General features: G+C 72.3%; 14 protein-coding genes and 1 pseudogene. 3 read left to right on the top strand and 12 right to left on the bottom strand.

The genetic code is table 11. The annotated features are described in order from the left end of the window. Positions 1-113 precede the first annotated feature (113 nt). The gene (locus ACH47Z_RS02270) at positions 114-1,571 is read left to right on the top strand and encodes a regulator (protein WP_399069563.1); all 1,458 of its coding nucleotides are present in this window, start codon (positions 114-116) and stop codon (positions 1,569-1,571) included. A gap of 34 nt (positions 1,572-1,605) precedes the next feature. Here ACH47Z_RS02270 and ACH47Z_RS02265 read toward each other — a convergent pair whose 3' ends face one another. Then, positions 1,606-2,979: an NAD(P)/FAD-dependent oxidoreductase gene (locus ACH47Z_RS02265; protein WP_399069562.1), complete on the bottom strand. Its 1,374-nt coding sequence runs from the start codon at positions 2,977-2,979 to the stop codon at positions 1,606-1,608. 192 nt (positions 2,980-3,171) lie between these two features. After that, positions 3,172-4,065, bottom strand: a complete 894-nt coding sequence (locus ACH47Z_RS02260; protein WP_399070351.1) for a TIGR01777 family oxidoreductase — start codon at positions 4,063-4,065, stop codon at positions 3,172-3,174. 80 nt (positions 4,066-4,145) lie between these two features. On the opposite strand from ACH47Z_RS02260, the gene ACH47Z_RS02255 reads away from it, so the two are divergent. Next, on the top strand, positions 4,146-4,634 hold the full coding sequence (locus ACH47Z_RS02255) for a GNAT family N-acetyltransferase (RefSeq protein ID WP_399069560.1): 489 nt from the start codon (positions 4,146-4,148) through the stop codon (positions 4,632-4,634). Between the two features lie 12 nt (positions 4,635-4,646). Here ACH47Z_RS02255 and ACH47Z_RS02250 read toward each other — a convergent pair whose 3' ends face one another. Further along, entirely contained in the window at positions 4,647-5,837 is a 1,191-nt protein-coding gene (locus ACH47Z_RS02250; protein WP_399069558.1) for a MarP family serine protease, read from the bottom strand. A 579-nt stretch (positions 5,838-6,416) separates the two neighbouring features. Between ACH47Z_RS02250 and ACH47Z_RS02245 the strand changes: the two genes are divergently transcribed. Beyond that, positions 6,417-7,214 (top strand): peptidoglycan recognition protein, encoded by a 798-nt coding sequence (locus ACH47Z_RS02245; RefSeq protein ID WP_399070349.1) that lies wholly within the window; start codon positions 6,417-6,419, stop codon positions 7,212-7,214. Between the two features lie 426 nt (positions 7,215-7,640). Here ACH47Z_RS02245 and ACH47Z_RS02240 read toward each other — a convergent pair whose 3' ends face one another. The 9 genes and pseudogenes from ACH47Z_RS02240 to ACH47Z_RS02200 all read right to left on the bottom strand — a co-directional run bounded on the left by ACH47Z_RS02240 (position 7,641) and on the right by ACH47Z_RS02200 (position 19,673). Then, positions 7,641-8,159 (bottom strand): DUF4240 domain-containing protein, encoded by a 519-nt coding sequence (locus tag ACH47Z_RS02240; protein ID WP_399070347.1) that lies wholly within the window; start codon positions 8,157-8,159, stop codon positions 7,641-7,643. A 66-nt stretch (positions 8,160-8,225) separates the two neighbouring features. Further along, positions 8,226-9,215: a helix-turn-helix transcriptional regulator gene (locus tag ACH47Z_RS02235; protein WP_399069556.1), complete on the bottom strand. Its 990-nt coding sequence runs from the start codon at positions 9,213-9,215 to the stop codon at positions 8,226-8,228. A gap of 56 nt (positions 9,216-9,271) precedes the next feature. Continuing rightward, a complete protein-coding gene (gene aceE / locus ACH47Z_RS02230; protein WP_399069554.1) occupies positions 9,272-11,974 on the bottom strand; it encodes a pyruvate dehydrogenase (acetyl-transferring), homodimeric type in 2,703 nt (900 codons plus the stop codon). Positions 11,975-12,288: 314 nt separating this feature from the next. Further along, the gene (locus ACH47Z_RS02225; protein ID WP_399069552.1) at positions 12,289-12,912 is read right to left on the bottom strand and encodes a GntR family transcriptional regulator; all 624 of its coding nucleotides are present in this window, start codon (positions 12,910-12,912) and stop codon (positions 12,289-12,291) included. A 172-nt stretch (positions 12,913-13,084) separates the two neighbouring features. Then, positions 13,085-14,860, bottom strand: a complete 1,776-nt coding sequence (sucB, locus tag ACH47Z_RS02220) for a 2-oxoglutarate dehydrogenase, E2 component, dihydrolipoamide succinyltransferase (protein WP_399069550.1) — start codon at positions 14,858-14,860, stop codon at positions 13,085-13,087. A gap of 61 nt (positions 14,861-14,921) precedes the next feature. Next, positions 14,922-16,310, bottom strand: coding sequence for a dihydrolipoyl dehydrogenase (gene lpdA / locus ACH47Z_RS02215; protein WP_399069548.1), 1,389 nt, complete (start codon positions 16,308-16,310; stop codon positions 14,922-14,924). A 267-nt stretch (positions 16,311-16,577) separates the two neighbouring features. Next, complete coding sequence (locus ACH47Z_RS02210; protein WP_399069546.1) at positions 16,578-18,113, bottom strand: leucyl aminopeptidase; 1,536 nt, start codon at positions 18,111-18,113, stop codon at positions 16,578-16,580. Positions 18,114-18,285: 172 nt separating this feature from the next. Beyond that, positions 18,286-18,972 (bottom strand): annotated as a pseudogene (locus ACH47Z_RS02205) (hypothetical protein); the annotation flags it as partial. 140 nt (positions 18,973-19,112) lie between these two features. Next, positions 19,113-19,673, bottom strand: coding sequence for a hypothetical protein (locus ACH47Z_RS02200; protein ID WP_399069544.1), 561 nt, complete (start codon positions 19,671-19,673; stop codon positions 19,113-19,115). Positions 19,674-19,685: the final 12 nt, after the last annotated feature.

Genomic DNA, 19,685 nt, shown 5'->3' with positions numbered 1-19,685 from the left:
GTGATCAGCTCCTCACTCTCCGCTACATTCGCGCCGTTCGTGAGGCCATAAGGGCTGCTCAAAGGTAAAACCGGGCACTTCAGAGGCCCGGAAGGCAGGAGACCGCACCGCAGATGACGGACCGACCCGCGCAGCGCACCCCCAACCGCCAACTCGCCGCGCTCATCGCAGAAGCGGGATTCTCCAACGCGGGTCTGGCCCGTCGCGTCGACCAGCTCGGCCTGGAGCACGGGCTGGACCTCAGATACGACAAGACCTCGGTCACCCGCTGGCTGCGCGGACAGCAGCCCAGGGGCACGACCCCCGCCCTGATCGCCGAGGTGTTCACACGCCGGCTCGGGCGCCGGCTCACCGCCCAGGATCTCGGCCTGGACGCGTGCGCGCCGGTGTACGCCGGGCTGGAGTTCGCGGCCACCCCGGAAGAGGCGGTCGACATCGTCAGCGGGCTGTGGCGCAAGGACTCCGGCAGCCACGCCGAGCTGCGCAAGATCGCCTTCACCCCGGCGGGGCTCGTCGTACCCAGCCGGGACTGGCTGATCGGCAAGCCCGACGACAAGGTGGCCCGCGACCCGGCACCCCGGGTGCCCGCGCAGGTCCGTCCGGGCCCCGTCAAGCCCCAGCCGCTCGCCCCGCCCCGGGCGCGCGGGAACGCCGAGCGCGTCCCCGGGCACAAGGTCAGCGGCGGCGACATCGCCGCGCTCCGCTCGGTGGGCGAGCTGTTCCGCACCCTCGACGACCGGTTCGGCGGCGGCCACGCCCGCCAGGCCCTCGTGCGCTACCTGGAGCACGAGTGCGAGCCGATGCTCCGCGGCAGCTACGACGAGCAGACCGGCCGCCGGCTGTTCGGCGCCGCCGCCGACCTCACCCGGCTCGCGGGCTGGACGTCGTACGACATCGCCGCGCACGGACTCGCCCAGCGCTACTTCGTGCAGGCCCTGCGGCTCGCCCAGGCGGCCGGCGACCGGTCCTACGGCTCCTACGTCCTGGTCACCATGAGCCGCCAGGCCGTCTATCTCGGGCACGGCAGGGAGGCCGTGCAGCTGGCCCGGGTGGCCCAGCAGGGGGTCGGCACGAGCGCTCCGCCGGTCGTGCAGGCGCTGCTGCACGCCTCCGAGGCACGGGCGCACGGCGTGCTCGGCGAGGTGCGGGCGTGCACCGCGGCGCTGGTGCGGGCCGAGCGCGCCCTGGAGGCGGCCCGGCCCGGGGACGACGTGCCGTACTGGGCCAAGTTCTTCGACGAGGCCCAGCTCGCCGACGAGTTCGGGCACTGCCACCGGGATCTGCAGCAGTTCCGGGCCGCCGCCCAGCACGCCGAACGCTCCCTGCAGCTCCGCGCGCCCTCCTTCGCCCGCAGCCGCCTCTTCTGCCGCGTCGTCCTCGCCACGGCCCGCCTCGGCCTCGGCGAACTCGACCAGGCGTGCACGCTGGCCGCGGAGGCCGCCGGCCAGGCAGCCGAGATGCGTTCCGCTCGCGCGATCGAGTACGTCCGGGACTTCGAGCGCCGACTGGAGCCGTATCGGGATGCGGCACCGGCGAGGGGGTATCGGGAGAAGGTGGCGGCGTTGGGGTAGTTCACCCCGTCCCGCCGCGCCCCTTTGGGTGCGTTTACGCCGCCCTGGGCAACGTAGGTGCCGGATCCGCACGATGCATCGAGCCCGCCGCGCCCAGGTCGGCCAGAATCGCGGCCGTGGCCCGGCGGGCCGAGTACAGGGCGCCCTGGACCGTGCTGGTGTCGCGGTGGTCGCCGCAGACGTAGAGGCCGGCCAGGAGGCGTACCGGGCGGCGCAGGTCGTGCGGGGGGCGCATCGCGGGGACGGCCTCCGGGGTGTGGTGCACGGCCAGCGTCTCCCAGCGGCGCGTCGAGGTGCCGTAGAGCCGGGAGAGGTGGATGCGGACGGCCGTGTCCACGCTCTCCGGCGGCGGCCCCAGGACCGTCGAGGAGATCAGGACGCGGCCGACCGGCGCCCGGCTCGGGTCCACGGCGCTGACCACCGCCGTGTGCGCCACCGGTCCGCCCCGATCGGCGTCCAGCAGCAGCGAGGTGCCCGTGCCGAGGGCGGTCGCCGGGTCGTCGGTGGTGTGGTGGACCACGGTCACCGGGTGGAACTCCGGCACCCGCAGTCCGGGGAGCAGCTCCGCCGCCGCCCGCGCGTCCGTCGCCAGCAGCACCGCCCGGCAGCGGATCTCCCCGTGCTCGGCGGTGGTCACCGAGGTGGTGCACACCGAGGTCACCCGCACCCCGGTGCGCACGGTGCCGGGCGGCAGCGCCCGCGCCAGCAGTTCCGGCAGGACGTCCGCGCCGCCCTCCGGCACGCACAGCAGCCCGCTCGCGAAGGCGCGCAGCGCGAGGTCGGCGCACCGGCTGGAGGTGGTCAGCTCGGGGTCACAGAGGAGCGTGGCGAGCAGGGGCCGCAGAAAACCCTCGACGGTGCGCGGCGGGAGTCCTCGCTGGGCGAGGGCCTGAGCGGCCGGCATCTCTGGGCGGGCCAGGATGCGTTCGACGGGCGTGGCGGCGATCCGGCCGAGCGCGGCGCCCAGCCGGGCCTGGTCCACCGCGCCGCCGACCGGCGCCCCGGCCCGGCCGGGAGCGGCCGCCGGATTCCTGGGGGTGCTCGCGAGGGCACGCACCGCATGGAGTGCGCCCCGTGCGCCCCTTGCGCTCCCGACGCCTGCCGGTGCTCCCGCGCGCTGGGTCCGTCCGTCGCGGTGCAGCAGGACGCCGGGCGCGAAGGTGCGCAGGACCAGGGAGTCCAGGCCCGGGGTCGTACGGAGTTCGGGGTAGGACGTGGACAGCAGTTGTCCGATGCGGTCGAGTCGGAAGCCGTCGACCTTCTCCGTCGACATACGGCCGCCCACGTAAGGGGCGGCCTCAAGGACTGCGGTCGTTACTCCTGCGCTGGTGAGCCGATGAGCCGCCGAGAGACCGGCGATTCCGGCTCCCACGATGACGACGTCCACCTGGTACGCGGGCTCAAGCACGAGGCCCCTCCTGTGGTTGCGCGGCCGGTGGAGACGTCATGCCCCCAACAGGCTCCAGGGATACCCGAGTTCGGCTCGAGGTTAGGGCCGCGATCGGTCACGAACAGTCGCGCATGAACAGGGCACGGTCGCATGGAGGTCGCATACGGTCACAAGAGGTCGCAGGACATCCCTCGTGTACGTCTGGGTACGTCAGGCCGCCCGGATCGCCTGCTCGATGTCCGGGAACGCGAACCGGAACCCCGACTCCAACAGCCGCCTCGGCAGCACCCGTTGACTGCCCAGCACATCCCCGGCCATCTCACCCAGCACCGCCCGCAGCACCGGCGCCGGTACCGCGAACGGGGCCGGACGGCGCAGGACGCGCGCCATCGCCGCGGTGATCTCACGGTTCGTCAACGGCTGTGGCGCGGTCAGGTTGAACGGCCCGGACAGGGACTCGGCGTCGATGAGATGCCGGATCGCCGCGACCTCGTCATGCAGCGCGATGTACGACCAGTACTGCCGCCCGTCGCCCACCCGCCCCCCGAGCCCCGCCCGGAACAGCGGGAACAGCCGCCCCCACGCCCCGCCGCCCCGGGCCACCACCAGCCCCGTCCGCGCGAACACCGTCCGTACGCCCGCCTCCTGCGCGGGCGCCGCCGCCTCCTCCCACTCCACGCACAGCTCCGCCAGGAACCCGTCGCCCGGCGGCGCCTCCTCGTCCACCGCCCGGTCGCCGGTGTCGCCGTAGAAGCCGATCGCGCTGCCGTTGACGAAGACCCGCGGCGGCTCGGGCAGCGCGGCCACCGCCTCCGCCAGCGCGGCCGTGCCCAGCACCCGGCTGTCCCGCAGCAGCCGCTTGTACGCCGGTGTCCAGCGCCGGTCGCCGATCCCGGCCCCGGCCAGATTCACCACCGCCGAGACCCCGGTCAGCCCCGCGGCATCCACATACTGCCCCTGTGGGTCCCAGCAGACCTCGTCCGGCTTCGCGGCCGCCCGGCGCACCAGCCGTACGACCTTGTGCCCGTCCGCCGTCAGAGACCGCACCAGGGCGCTGCCGATGAGCCCCGACGCACCGGCCACCGCGATACGCATCCGTTCCATGGGTTCCATGGCCCCAGCATGCCCGCGGCCGCGGCAAAACCCCGTGAGCGTCTCCGACCGCCCGCCGTAGGGTGATCGCCATGCCCGAGCCGTACACGCCGCAGATACGCATCGCCGTCGCCGACGACGAGGAGGGCCTCGCCCTCCTGGACCGCCTCACCTGGTCCACCCTGCACGCCGTCGCGCCCCCGCCCGAGGGGTCGTTCTTCGACGAGCGGCACACCCCCGGGGACTACCTGGTCGCCGAGACCGACGGGCGGATCGTCGGCTACATCCGCCTCGCCCGCCCCACCCCGCTCGCCTCCAACGCGCACGTCCTGCAGATCCAGGGCCTCGCCGTCGCCGACGAGGCGCGCGGGCAGGGCGTGGGGCGCGCGCTGATCCGGGCCGCCGTCGAGGAGGCGCGCGGACGTGGTGCACGGCGGCTGAGCCTGCGCGTGCTCGGGCACAACGCCCCGGCCCGCGCGCTGTACACGTCCGAGGGGTTCGCCGTCGAGGGCGTACAGCCGGAGGAGTTCCTCCTCGACGGCGCCTACGTCGACGACGTGATCATGGGCCGCAAGCTGTGAGAGCCCTCATGGTCAGGAGCTGACAAGGCTGCCGGTGTCCACCGAGGTCGTCGCGGTGGCCGCCTGCTTCGCGTCGCCCGCCACCTCGTCCGCCGTGAGCGCGTACCCCGTCTCGGCGTCCGAGGTGGAACGGGCGAAGACCACCCCGAACACCCTGCCGTCCGTGGTCAGCAACGGGCCGCCGGAGTTGCCCGGGCGGACCGTGGAGCGGATCGAGTAGATGTCCCGGGTGACCGTGCGGTCGCTGTAGATGTTCTGCCCGGTCGCCTGGACCCGGCTCGCCACCGTCGCCGCCTGCAGGTTCAGGCCGCCGTCCTGCGGATAGCCCGCGACCACCGCCGAGTCGCCGCGCCCCGCGTTCGTGTCGAAGCGCAGCACCGGGGCGCGCAGACCCGGCACGTACAGCACCGCCACGTCCCGGTCGGGGTCGAACAGCACCACCCGGGCGTCGTACGACCGCCCGACCCCGCCGATCCGCACGCCCGGGTGGTTGATGCCCGCCACCACGTGCGCGTTGGTCATCACATGCTCCGAGGCGTAGACGAAGCCGCTGCCCTCCCGGCCCTCGTTGCCCGAGACGCCCTCGATCTTCACCGTGCTCAGCTTCGCCGCGCTGGTCGCGGCCGGGGTCACGCTGTCGCCGGAGGGGCGGGCCACCCGGGCCGTCGACTCGTTCTCGAACGGGTTGAAGACCTGTGGGAAGCCCGCCTCGGTCAGCGCCGACGTGGCCCGAGAGAACCAGGCGGGCGTCGTCTGCGGCATCGCCTCCTGCACGGCGCCGAGCAGCGTCGAGTTCCGTATCGCCGTCGTCAGCGTCTGCGAGGGGGCCGCGCCCAGGACGCTCGCCGCGACCCAGGCCACGATCAGCACCGCGACCGAGTTGGCCGCGGCGCCCCCTATCCCGTCGATCACCCGCAGCGGACGCGGCCCCTGGTCCATCTCCCCGCGCAGCCGCAGCGCCAGCCGGCCCGCCAGCTCGTGCCCGACCACGGCAGGCACCAGTACCGTCAGCACCGCGAGCACGGTCGCCGCCGCCGTACCGCGCGCCACCAGGCCGGTCACCCAGGGCAGCACCCACACGCCGACGACAGCGCCGCCGACGAATCCCGCGAGGGAGACGCAGCCGGCCACCAGTCCCCGTCGGTAGCCGGACGCCGCGTAGACGAGGATCACCAGCACAAGCACCAGGTCGAGCAGGTCCACTGAGCCGCCTTTCTCTCGGACCCCTCAGTACGGACGGGACAGGCCCGTTTGATCAGTCACCCACACCTGAGCGGCCACCGCGCGGCGAACCGACCACGTATGCGTGTACCCGCAGAAACGTCCCGGACCAGGACGATGGTTCCACCGGCTGGCACAACGCACATCGCGGGCACGGCGCGTCGCCTTGAGAGTGGGACCATGCGCGTTGTCCGAAGATCGCTGAAAAGACTGAGAACGCTGAGAAGGCCGGGCGTACGGAGGCCGTCGGCTGGAGTGCGGGGGGCCTCCGGGAGGCCGGAGCCGGGGCTGCCGGGGCTGCCGCCCTGGGGTTCTGGGGCCACCATCTGGGGTGGTGTGGGGCCGTCTGAGTCGTCTGAGTCGTCTGAGCCTTCTGAGCCCTCAGGGCCGGCCCGGCCGGAGGGGGCCTCTGAGGGGACGACCGCCGGATCGCCCCGCGCGCCGGAATCGCCCGGGTCAGCCGAGCCGGCCGCGTCACCTGAGCCATCCGGGCCGGCGGAGCCACCCGGGCCGGTGAAGACGTGCCGCCGCCTTCCCGTCCGGATCCGCGTTGCCCTCCTGGTGTTGATCGGCTGTCTGTCCGGGGTGTTCGCCCTGGTCGCGTTGGTGCTGGTCGCCCGGGGCGACGACAGGCCCGGCCCCGTGCGGCTCGATCGGCACGGGGCGGGGGCCAGCACGGCCTATCGGGCGCCCCGGCCGGTCATCGTGCCCCGGTCCGTCTGGATGGGGCCCACCGCCGGGCCCCAGCCGCCGCCGCGCTACGACGACAAGGTGGTCGCCGTCTTCCTGCACCACACCGACTCACCCGGCGACTACGACTGCGCGGACGCGCCCAACATCATCCGCCACCTGTACGCCGGCCAGACCGGTGACCGCCAGTGGGACGACATCGGCTACAACTTCATCGTCGACCGCTGCGGCACCATCTACGAGGGCCGGGCCGGCGGCGTCGACCGGGCCGTCATCGGCGCCCACACCCTGGGCTTCAACCACCGCACCGCCGGCATCGCCGCCCTCGGCACCTTCACCGCGGGCGTCCCCGTGCCCCGGGCCATGACCGACGCGATCGCCGCCGTGGCCGCCTGGAAACTGGGCCTCGCCGGTGTCGACCCCCGCGCCAGCGTCCGGCTGCTCTCCAGCAGCAGCCTCAGCCGCTACAAGGCCGGCACCACCGCCACCCTGCCGGTCCTGTCCGGCCACGACGCCGGCTACATGACCAGCTGCCCCGGCGCCGCCCTCACCGCCCGCCTCCCCGAGATCCGCGAGGCGGCCGCCCGTCTCCAGGGCCGTATCCCCCCGGTGCCCGCCACAGCCCGTGCGTCGGCCACGCCCCGTACGCCGTCCACAGCAACGCCATAGGCTCCCCGCAGGCTTCTCCGAGCCCCGCGTCCTACCGTCGAGCACGTCGAGCACATCGAGTCCGGCAACAGGCCGACCGGAGGTGGGGTTGCAGCTGCTGGCGACTGACTGCGCACGGACGTGTTCTGACGCGCATCGGTGAGCGAGGGCGTGGTGCGCGGTGGGGCTGGAGCACGACAGCGAGCGGTGGGCCGAGCGCAAGCGCGGGCGCGATGGGCGGGGGAGTCCGAGCACGCGAGTCTCATCGTCCGGACACGGATGTCGTCGCCTTCGGGTGCGTGCTGAGTCGGCAGGGAGCGCGGTTCCGGCGTACGCCGAACGTGGAACACGCCTCGTGCGTGCGCTTTCTGACGGTGTGTTTTCTGGGGCGTGAGATGCCAGAGGAACGCCCGGAGTGAACGTTTTCGGTCGAATTCCTGGAAGAAATCAGCCCTTGAAGCGATCCCAGAGCTTGGGATAGAGCTGCGCGAGGACAGCTTCGTTCTCGAAGTTGATCGAGCTGCCCTCCGGCTCCGCGGGTGCCGGGGCGATGCCCAGGTCGGGGGCGACGGTGCCGGTCAGCTGTTCGTAGGCCTCGTCCGCCGCGTAGCCCAGCTCCTCGCCGTCCCCGTCGATCTCCTCGTCGAAGTCGCCCAGCAGGTCGGCCAGCGAGTCCGGATCGTGCAGCCCGCCCTCGAACACCTCCCGGCCCTGGCCGATCAGCCAGCACCGGAAGAAGTCGAACGCGTCGTCGCTGGCCCCGTCCAGCAGCACCCAGGCGGCGCCCCACAGGTCCCAGTGGTAGGCGCGGTTGTAGCGGGCCTCGAAATGACGGGCGAAGTCCAGGACCGTCTCCGGGTCCAGCTGGAGCAGCCGGTCCACGAGCAGGTCGGCCTGCTCCTCGGGATCGCCCTCGGCGGCCTCGCGGGTGGCGTCGATCAGCTCCCAGAACTCCGACTCTTCCATCACGGCACCAGCATCGGGCCTCGACCCGTGCCACGCACGCGGAGTGCGCCGGAGTACGGCGGATCGTTATCCGGCGGACCGATGGTCATATCGGGCGGCGAGCCGGGCCGCGTCCGCCGCGAACCGCTCCCGCAGGCTCGCCGGGGCCAGCACCTCGGCCTCCGCCCCGAGCGCCGTCAGCTGCGTGTGCGCGACCTCCTCGGACTCCACCGGCACCGTGACCGTCACCCAGCCCTCGCCGTCCGGCTCGCCCGGCTCCGCCAGTGCCTCCCGCGCGGACAGCGGATCGACGGCGTACCGCAGCCGGCGCACCCCGTCCGGGGACAGCCGTACGACGACCTCGGCGCGCAGGATCGAGCGTGCGAACCGCTCGGCCTGTCCGGCCCAGTGGCCGGGCAGATCGAAGTCCGGGTCACGGGTGAAGCGTTCCTCCAGGGGATCCACGGCACCGAACCGGTCGATCCGGTACGTCCGGAAGCCGCCGTGGCCGTCGGCGACCCGCGCGCACAGGTACCAGACGCCCGCCTTCAGCACGAGCCCGTACGGCTCCAGCTCCCGCTCGACCGTGCTCTCCCCGCGCCGGTAGACCGCGCGGATCCGCCGGTCCTCCCACACCGCCTCGGCCACCACCGGCAGCAGCGCGGGCGTCTCCGGCTCCCGGAACCAGGCCGGCGCGTCCAGATGGAACCGCTGGGCGGCGCTGTCCGGGGCGTCCCGCAGCGAGGGCAGCAGGGCGGCCGACACCTTCAGCCGGGCCGCCGAGGCCGCGTCGTCCAGGCCCATCTCCCTGAGCGCCCCCGGCACCCCGCTCAGGAACAGCGCCTCCGCCTCGCTCCGGGCCAGCCCCGTCAGCCGCGTCCGATACCCGCCGACCAGCCGATACCCTCCGGCCCGTCCCCGGTCGGCGTACACCGGCACCCCCGCCTCCGACAGCGCCTGCGCGTCCCGCGTGACCGTCCGCTCCGAGACCTCCAGTTCGGCCGCGAGCTCGGCCGCGGTCATGGCGGGGCGGGACTGGAGGAGGAGCACCATCTTGATGAGCCGGGCCGCACGCATACGGCCATCATGCAATGAGGCCCCCCGCCACAGCGGGGGGCCTCATCGTCCGGCTCTTACAGCCCGTACTTCTCCCGGGCCTCCTTGACCGCCGTGGCCTTCACCTCGCCGCGCCGGGCGAGCTGGGCCAGGGCCGCGACGACGACCGACTGGGCGTCGACGCCGAAGTGGCGGCGGGCGGCGTCGCGGGTGTCCGAGAGGCCGAAGCCGTCGGCACCCAGCGAGGTGTAGTCCTGCTCGACCCACTGCGCGATCTGGTCCGGGACCTGGCGCATGTAGTCGGAGACCGCGAGGACCGGGCCCTCGGCGCCCTGCAGGGCCTGGCGGACGTACGGCACGCGCTCCTCGCCGCGCAGCAGGGCCGCGTCGGCCTCCATGGCGTCCCGGCGCAGCTCCGTCCAGGAGGTGGCGGACCAGACGTCGGCCGCGACACCCCACTCCTCGGCGAGCAGCTTCTGCGCATCGAGGGCCCAGTGGATCGCCGTACCGGAGCCCATCAGCTGGATGCGCGGGGCGTTGGCCGCCGGGGACAGACCCGCGGACTCCGCCGTGTTGAAGCGGTACAGGCCCTTGACGATGCCCTCGTCGATGCCGAGGCCCTGCGGCTTCGCGGGCTGCGGCATCGGCTCGTTGTAGACCGTCAGGTAGTAGAAGACGTTCTGGTCCTCGCCCGGCTTGGCCTCGCCGTACATCCGGCGCAGACCCTCACGGACGATCACCGCGATCTCGTAGGCGAACGCGGGGTCGTACGACAGCGCGGCCGGGTTGGTGGCGGCGATGACCGGGGAGTGGCCGTCGGCGTGCTGCAGGCCCTCGCCCGTCAGGGTCGTACGGCCCGCCGTCGCGCCGACGAGGAAGCCGCGGCCGAGCTGGTCGCCGAGCTGCCACATCTGGTCGGCGGTGCGCTGCCAGCCGAACATCGAGTAGAAGATGTAGAAGGGGATCATCGCCTCGCCGTGCGTCGCGTACGACGACGAAGCGGCGATGAAGTCGGCCATCGAACCGGCCTCGGTGATCCCCTCGTTGAGGATCTGGCCGTTCTTGGCCTCCTTGTAGTACATCAGCTGGTCGCGGTCGACCGGCTCGTACGTCTGGCCCTTGGGGGAGTAGATGCCCAGGGACGGGAAGAGGCTCTCCATGCCGAAGGTGCGCGCCTCGTCGGGGACGATCGGCACCCAGCGCCTGCCGGTCTCCTTGTCGCGGACCAGGTCCTTGACCAGGCGGACGAAGGCCATGGTGGTGGCCACGTTCTGCGCGCCGGAGCCCTTGTCGAAGGAGGCGAACGCCTTCTCCGCCGGGGCGGGCAGCGGGGCCAGCGCGTGCGTACGGCGGGCCGGGGCCGGGCCGCCGAGGGCCGCGCGGCGCTCCTGGAGGTAGCGGACCTCGGGGGAGTCGGTGCCGGGGTGGCCGTAGGGCACCACGCCGTCGACGAAGTCGCTGTCCTTGATCGGCAGGCCGAGCAGGTCGCGCATCGTCTTGAACTCGTCCACCGTCAGCTTCTTCATCTGGTGGTTGGCGTTCTTCGACGCGAAGCCCTCGCCGAGGGTGTGGCCCTTGACCGTCTGGGCCAGGATCACGGTCGGCGCGCCCTTGTGCTCGACGGCGGCCTTGTACGCGGCGTAGACCTTGCGGGCCTCGTGACCACCGCGCGAGAGGTGGAAGCACTCGAGGATCTTGTCGTCGCTGAGCAGCTTCGCCATCTCGGCGAGCGCCGGGTCCTTGCCGAAGAAGTCGGCGCGGATGTAGGCGGCGTCGCGGGTCTGGTACGTCTGGACCTGCGCGTCCGGTACCTCGCGCAGGCGGCGTACCAGCGCGCCCGTGGTGTCGAGGGCGAACAGCTCGTCCCAGGCGGAGCCCCACAGCGTCTTGACGACGTTCCAGCCGGCGCCGCGGAACTGGGCCTCCAGCTCCTGCACGATCTTGAAGTTGGCGCGGACCGGGCCGTCGAGGCGCTGCAGGTTGCAGTTGATGACGAAGGTCAGGTTGTCCAGGCCCTCGCGGGAGGCCAGCGCGAGCGCGGCCGTCGACTCCGGCTCGTCCATCTCGCCGTCGCCGAGGAACGCCCACACGTGCGAGGCGGAGACGTCCTTGATGCCGCGGTTGGTGAGGTAGCGGTTGAAGCGCGCCTGGTAGATGGCGGAGAGCGGGCCGAGGCCCATCGACACCGTCGGGAACTCCCACAGCCAGGGCAGACGGCGCGGGTGCGGGTACGACGGCAGGCCGTTGCCGCCGGCCTCCTGGCGGAAGTTGTCCAGGTGGTGCTCGTTCAGCCGGCCGTCGAGGAAGGCGCGGGCGTAGATGCCGGGGGAGGCGTGGCCCTGGATGTACAGCTGGTCGCCGGAGCCGTCCGCCTCCTTGCCCTTGAAGAAGTGGTTGAAGCCGGTCTCGTACAGCCAGGCGGCCGAGGCGAAGGTGGCGATGTGGCCGCCGACGCCGTACTTGCTGCCCCGGGTCACCATGGCGGCCGCGTTCCAGCGGTTCCAGGCGGTGATGCGGGCTTCCATCTCCGGGTCACCGGGCAGGCCCGGCTCGGCGGAGGTGGGGATGGTGTTGACGTAGTCCGTCTCGAGGAGCTTCGGCAGCGCGATGCCGCCCGCCTCGGCGCGCTCCAGCGTGCGGCGCATCAGGTACGCGGCGCGGTGCGGCCCGGCCTCCCTGGCGACGGCGTCGAGGGAGGCCTGCCATTCGGCGGTCTCCTCCGGGTCGCGGTCGGGGAGCTGGTCGAGCGCGCTCGGCTGGATGGCGTTGGGGTCGGTCATGTCGCCGCCTTCCTCAGTCGAAGGGGGTTCCCTCATCGGTGTAAGGCTTCAGGGGTGCCCTTGGTCTTTGGCAGGACAGGGCTTGGACTTCGGTGGAAGTCCGTCGGCGACTGTAACTCCCTGATCGATGATCGATCAAAGGGGTGAGGGGCAAAACTTCTCGAATACGAGAAAGTAGGCACGGGGTGCCTTTGATTGGGGCACCGAGTGTCGGCTCGGAGGCGCGTTTTCGCAGGTCGAGCCACGTTTGAGCGATACTCTGCTCGCCGGTGCTACGACCCTTTCAGAGCCTGCCAGGACCCTGCCAGGGCCTGCTACGGCCGCGGGGCACAGCCGAGGACGTGAGCCTTCACCAGCTCCGCGATCCGCGGATCCCGGCGCTTGAACGCCTGCACCAGCTCCTCGTGCTCCTCGGCGTACGACTGCTGGACCGTGCCCAGCCAGCGGATGGACAGCGCCGTGAAGACCTCGATGCCGAGGCCCTCCCAGGTGTGCAGCAGCACCGAGTTGTGCGCCGCCCGGACCAGTTCGCGGTGGAAGCCGACCGTGTGGCGGACCTGGGCCGTGCCGTCGGCCTCGCGGTCGGCCTCGTACAGGGCCAGGACGTGCGGTTCCAGGGCCGAGCAGTCCTCGGCGAGGCGCTCCGCCGCCAGCTCGGCCGCGATGGCCTCCAGGCCGGCCCGGACGGGGTAGCTCTCCTCGAGGTCGGCCGCGGTCAGATTCCGTACGCGTACGCCCTTGTTCGGGGCCGACTCGATCAGGCGGAGTGACTCCAGCTCGCGCAGGGCCTCGCGGACCGGGGTCTGGCTGACCTCCAGCTCCGTGGCGATCCGGCGCTCCACGATGCGCTCGCCCGGCTGCCAGCGCCCGCTGACGATTCCCTCCACGATGTGCTCGCGGATCTGTTCGCGCAGCGAGTGGACGACGGGCGCGGTCATTTGGGCTCCTTAGGGAGGGCTGACGTTTAGACAATAAGGCCGCCGTGCTCGGGGGGAGGTGCGTGTGGGGGGGCTTTTGCGCAGGTGAGACGAGGCTTACACGCTACGTGTGCCGACAAACACGAACACCCCGCCCGGAAAGCTCCGGACGGGGTGCCGTACAGGCCAGGAGTTACAGCCCGAGCTCGACCTCGAACTCGCCCGCCTCCAGGATCGCCTTGACCGCCGTCAGGTAACGGGCCGCGTCGGCGCCGTCCACCAGGCGGTGGTCGTAGGAGAGGGTCAGGTAGGTCATGTCGCGGACGCCGATGACCGTGCCCTCCTCGGTCTCGATGACCGCCGGGCGCTTGACCGTGGCACCGATGCCGAGGATCGCGACCTGGCCCGGCGGCACGATGATCGTGTCGAACAGGGCGCCACGCGAACCGGTGTTGGAGATGGTGAACGTCGCGCCGGACAGCTCGTCCGGGGTGATCTTGTTGGCGCGGACCTTGCCCGCCAGCTCCGCCGTGGCCTTCGCGATGCCGGCGATGTTCAGGTCGCCCGCGTGCTTGATGACCGGGGTCATCAGGCCCTTCTCGGAGTCCACCGCGATTCCGATGCTCTCGGAGTCGAAGTAGGTGATCGTGCCCTCGGCCTCGTTGATCTTGGCGTTGATGACCGGGTGGGCCTTCAGCGCCTGGGCCGCCGCCTTCACGAAGAACGGCATCGGGGAGAGCTTGACGCCCTCGCGCGCGGCGAAGGAGTCCTTGGCCTGGGTGCGCAGGCGCATCAGGCGGGTGACGTCGACCTCGACGACCGACGACAGCTGGGCCTGCTCGTGCAGCGCCTTGACCATGTTGTCGCCGATGACCTTGCGGATGCGCGGCATCTTGACGGTCTGGCCACGGAGGGGGGAGACCTCCAGCGCCGGGGCCTTCTTGGCGGCGGCGGCCGGAGCCGGAGCGGCGGCGGCGGCCTTCGCGGCCTCGGCGGCGGCGATGACGTCCTGCTTGCGGATACGGCCGCCGACGCCGGTGCCCTTGACGGCGGCCAGGTCGACACCGTTCTCGGCGGCGAGCTTGCGCACCAGCGGGGTCACGTACGCGCCCTCGTCCGTCGCCTGGGTGGCGGTCGGGGAGGTCGGCGCGGTGGCCGGGGCGACCGGGGCCGGAGCGGCCGGCGCGGGGGCCGGAGCCGGGGCAGCGGCGACCGGGGCGGGCGCCGGAGCCGGAGCCGGGGCCGGAGCGGCCGGGGCAGCCGGAGCCGCGGGGGCGGCCGGAGCCGGGGCCGGGGCGGCGGCGGGAGCCGGGGCGGCCGGAGCCGGAGCGGCGGCCGGGGCGGCACCCGGGGCGCCGATGACGGCGAGCTTGGCGCCGACCTCGGCGGTCTCGTCCTCGTTCACCACGATCTCGAGCAGCACGCCGGAGGCGGGCGCCGGGATCTCGGTGTCGACCTTGTCCGTGGAGACCTCGAGCAGCGGCTCGTCGGCCTCGACGGAGTCGCCGACCGACTTCAGCCAGCGGGTGACGGTGCCCTCGGTGACGGACTCACCGAGCGCGGGCAGGACCACGTCCGTGCCCTGGGCGCCACCGGCCGGAGCGGCGGCGGGGGCCGGGGCAGCCGGAGCCGCGGGGGCCTCGGCGGCCGGGGCCGGAGCGGCAGGGGCCTCAGCCGCCGGGGCCGGAGCCGCGGCGGCGGCGGGGGCCGGGGCGGCCGCGGGGGCGCCGGAGCCGTCGTCGATGACGGCCAGCTCGGCGCCGACCTCGACGGTCTCGTCCTCGGCGACCTTGATGGAGGACAGGACACCGGAGACGGGCGAGGGGATCTCGGTGTCGACCTTGTCGGTCGACACCTCGAGCAGCGGCTCGTCGGCCTCGACGCGCTCGCCCTCGGCCTTCAGCCAGCGGGTGACAGTGCCCTCGGTGACGCTCTCACCGAGCGCCGGAAGGGTTACGGAAACCGCCATGGTTTCGGTTGCTCCTTACGAATTGCGGAAGTCTGTGTCGTCGCGCCCGTTGACCGAAGGCTCAGTCGTGGGAGTGCAGCGGCTTGCCGGCGAGCGCCAGGTGCGCCTCGCCCATCGCCTCGTTCTGCGTCGGGTGGGCGTGGATGAGCTGGGCGACCTCGGCCGGCAGCGCCTCCCAGTTGTAGATCAGCTGGGCCTCGCCGACCTGCTCACCCATGCGGTCGCCGACCATGTGGACGCCGACCACGGCACCGTCCTTGACCTGGACGAGCTTGATCTCGCCCGAGGTGTTCAGGATCTTGCTCTTGCCGTTGCCCGCCAGGTTGTACTTCAGAGCGACGACCTTGTCCGCGCCGTAGATCTCCTTGGCCTTGGCCTCGGTGATGCCGACGGAGGCGACCTCCGGGTGGCAGTACGTCACCCGCGGGACACCGTCGTAGTCGATCGGAACGACCTTCAGACCGGCCAGACGCTCCGCCACCAGGATGCCCTCGGCGAAGCCGACGTGCGCGAGCTGGAGGGTCGGGACGAGGTCACCGACGGCGGAGATGGTCGGAACGTTGGTCCGCATGTACTCGTCGACGAGGACGTAACCGCGGTCCATGGCGACCCCGGCCTCCTCGTAGCCCAGGCCCTGCGAGACCGGACCGCGGCCGACGGCGACGAGGAGGACCTCGGCCTCGAACTCCTTGCCGTCCGCCAGGGTGACCTTCACGCCGTCCTGGGTGTACTCGGCCTTCTGGAAGAAGGTGCCGAGGTTGAACTTGATGCCGCGCTTGCGGAACGCGCGCTCAAGAAGCTTCGAGGAGTTCTCGTCCTCGACCGGGACGAGGTGCTTCAGGCCCTCGATGACCGTGACGTCCGAGCCGAAGGACTTCCACGCCGAGGCGAACTCGACGCCGATGACACCGCCGCCCAGGATGATCGCGGACTGCGGCACGCGGTCCAGGACGAGGGCGTGGTCGGAGGAGATGATCCGGTTGCCGTCGATCTCCAGGCCCGGCAGCGACTTCGGCACGGAGCCGGTCGCCAGCAGGACGTGGCGGCCCTGGATGCGCTGGCCGTTCACGTCGACGGAGGTGGGGGAGGACAGACGCCCCGCACCCTCGATGTACGTCACCTTCCGGGACGCGATGAGGCCCTGCAGACCCTTGTACAGGCCCGAGATCACGCCGTCCTTGTACTTGTGGACGGCCGCGACGTCGATGCCCTCGAAGGTGGCCTTGACGCCGAACTGCTCGCTCTCGCGGGCCTGGTCGGCGATCTCGCCCGCGTGGAGCAGGGCCTTGGTGGGGATGCAACCCCGGTGCAGGCAGGTGCCGCCGACCTTGTCCTTCTCGATCAGGGCGACGTCCAGGCCCAGCTGCGCCCCGCGCAGGGCCGCGGCGTAACCACCGCTACCACCGCCGAGGATCACTAGGTCGAAAACGGTGCTGGCGTCGTTCGCCACGTCACGTCCTCCATGCATGTGCGCCGTACGCCGGTCTCCGATGACCGGCAGGCGGCTGGTGTCCGGCCGCTTGATGCTTCGGCCCTTCGGTGGGGGCCCTGTCCTGCCGGGCTCCATCTTTGCACTTGTTCGAGACGAACGATGCGCCGGGCCGGGGTGTGAGACACCCCACTAGAGCGCCCGAAGGGGCGCGAGGAACTGTGCAACCAGCCCCCACGCCCCTGCAGCCGCCACACAAACAGTGCGACCCGAGCCAGCAGGCGAACGTCAGCCCAGGTCACCCGCAGCGGTCAGCTCGGCCAGCCGGACCAGCGTCCGTACACCGGAACCCGTGCCTCCCTTGGGCGTGTACCCGAAGGCACCCCCCTCGTTGAAGGCGGGGCCCGCGATGTCGACGTGCGCCCACGTGATCCCCTCGCCCACGAACTCGCGCAGGAAGAGACCGGCGACCAGGCCGCCGCCCATCCGCTCGCCCATGTTCGCGATGTCGGCCACGGACGAGTCCATGCCCTTGCGCAGGTGCTCCGGCAGCGGCATCGGCCAGGCCGGCTCGCCGACCTCCTCCGCCGCCTCGTGCACCGAGGAGCGGAACGCGTCGTCGTTGGCCATGACACCGAACGTCCGGCTGCCCAGCGCCAGCACCATCGCGCCGGTCAGCGTGGCGACGTCCACGATCGCGTCCGGCTTCTCCTGCGAGGCCGCCCACAGTGCGTCGGCGAGCACCAGCCGGCCCTCGGCGTCGGTGTTGAGCACCTCGACGGTCTTGCCGCTGTACATGCGCAGCACGTCACCCGGGCGCACGGCGGAGCCGGAGGGCATGTTCTCGGCCAGCGCCAGCCAGCCGGTGACGTTGACCTCCAGGCCGAGGCGCGCGGCGGCGACGACGGCGGCGAACACGGCGGCCGCACCGCTCATGTCGCACTTCATCGTCTCGTTGTGCCCGGCCGGCTTCAGCGAGATGCCGCCCGAGTCGTAGGTGATGCCCTTGCCGACGAAGGCCAGGTGCTTCTCGGCCTTCGGGTGCTTGTACGACAGCTTCACCAGGCGCGGGGTCGCGGCCGAGCCGCCGCCGACGCCGAGGATGCCGCCGTAGCCGCCCTTGACCAGGGCCTTGTCGTCGAGCACCTGCACCTTGATGCCGTGCTCCTTGGCCGCGGTCTGCGCGATCTCCGCGAAGATGCCGGGGGTCAGGTCGTTCGGCGGGGTGTTGATCAGGTCGCGGGCGCGGTTCAGCTCCTCGGAGACCGCGACGGCGCGGGCGACGGCCCCCTTGTGGGCGGCGTCGCGCGGCTTGCCGCCGAGCAGCGCGGCCTCGGCGAGCGGCGCCTTGCCGTTCTTGGCCTTGGCGTCCTTGCCGTTCTCCTTGTAGGTGTCGAAGGCGTACGCGCCGAGCAGCACGCCCTCGGCGATCGCGCCGACGGCACCCGGGCCGTCGACGGGCAGCGCGAACGCCGCCTTCTTGGACCCGGCGAGCGCCCGGGCGGCCACGCCGGCGGCCCTGCGCAGCGCCTCGGCGCCGTAGCCGGCCTCCTCGTCCTTGCTGTCGGGCTCCGCGCCCAGGCCCACCGCCACGACGAGCGGGGCCTTGAAGCCGGCCGGGGCCGGCAGCTTCGTCAGCTCGCCCTCGGCACCCGAGGCGCCGAGAGTCTCCAGGACGCCGGCCAGCCGGCCGTCGTACGCCTTGTCCACGGCCTCGGCGCCCGGCGCTACGACGGGGCCCTGGGCGCCCTTGGCGACACCGATCACGATCGCGTCGGCCCGCAGGCCGGGCGCCGCAGAGGTGCTGAGAGTCAGAGCAGTCACGGTGGTGAAATCTCGCTTCCGATGTGAAGTTGCTGTGGCCGATATGGGGTGGGTCGACCGGGCCCGAGAGCCGACCCTAGGTCCAGGCCCGAGGTCAGGTGGCAACCGGGGCCTTCACCCTGTCGGCGAACCCCCGGGACGAGACTACGCGCGTGCGGGCGTTCGCTCATTCCTACGGGCGTTCACCTGTCCGTGGCGTCATGGCCACTTTCCGCCGTTCCTGGAGACTGAGTGGGAGTGAGTCCTGTTGCCAGGACGTGTGCTCAGCCGGACGTCCCGAACGGTGCGCGGTGCCGTCCGTCGCCGGATCGGGTGCCCCGGGGCGCGCCTGCGGATGGCCACGGCGGCAGCGTCGTGGCGAGTGGTCTTACGAGGACTGGTGGTAAGGGGCTTCTGCCAGTGCTGGGCGCCCCATGTGCGGGTGTAGGCGGGGCCGACGGCGATGACGGGGATGCCGAGTTCGGCCGCCATGCTGACCAGCCGGGCCCGGAGCCTGGACACCGGCATGCCGGAGACGAGGTGGCGGAACTTCTTGCGGCGACCGTGTTTCTCGCGGGTCTTCTCCGCGGTGAGGTCGAGGTCTTCGACCGCGATCGACAGCCCGTGGCGCTTGGCCCAGTGCGGTAGGCGGATCAGCGCGTGGCGGACCTGGGCGTCACGGTGGTTCGCCGTGCTGGTCAGGTCGTAGCCGAACCGGAAGGGTGTGCCGACGGGGTTGCCGTGTGGGTCGAAGCGCCGGGCGGCGGTGGGGGAGGTCGGCGTTGGTGTCCACCCCGACCAGCCCGTTCGCGCGGGCCGCCGCCAGCGGCACGGCCTTGACCGGGGGGATGGTCCACGACGCGGTGGGGTACCGTCTTCCTGGACCAAGTGAGCACGGGAACGAGGGAGTTCGGCAGCTACGAGCGGCTGGCGCTGACCGACCGCACCCTCGGCCACGACAGGCTCGTGCGGAACCACGGCACGCTCCGCCGTGCACTGCGCGGTGCCCGGCGCGGGCGCTCACCCCTGGGGCACGCCGCCCAGCGGACTGGACGCGGCGCGCTGAAACGCGCCCTCGACGGAGGTGCCGGCCAGCCGGTCGGCGAGCGAGCGGCGGCCCGGGAAGAACACCGGCAGCGCGTTGACCAGGAACAGCACCACCGCGACCGCCCAGACCAGCATCGACACCAGGAAGTGCCCCTCGATCAGCAGCACGCAGGCCAGGGCGTACACCGCGACGTCGGCGGCGGTGGTGACGGCGGCGCGGCGCACGGCGTGCCGGGACAGCCGCGGGGTGACCTGCAGGCCGAGCAGGCCCTTGCCGAGGGTGCGGCCGAGCAGCCGCAGACAGGCCCACTGGTAGAGGAACGTGACGAGCACGAGCGCCCCGAAGGCCTCCTCCACGTCCAGCACCACGGAGTCCCACACGGACAGCCCGAGGTGCTCGGAGGCACCGATGACGTCCCCGCGCGAGGTCACCAGGTCCAGGCCGCCCTTCGTGGCCAGGGACGGTATGTCGGTGACGAGGAGGGTGACGCGGTGGAAGGTGAGGACGGCGAGCAGCGAGGCCGCCCCCGCCACCAGTGCGAAGTC

This window comes from Streptomyces sp. NPDC020192 (assembly GCF_044388685.1).
Taxonomy (GTDB): Bacteria; Actinomycetota; Actinomycetes; order Streptomycetales; family Streptomycetaceae; genus Streptomyces.
This window is presented reverse-complemented; position numbering and strand designations above follow the sequence as displayed.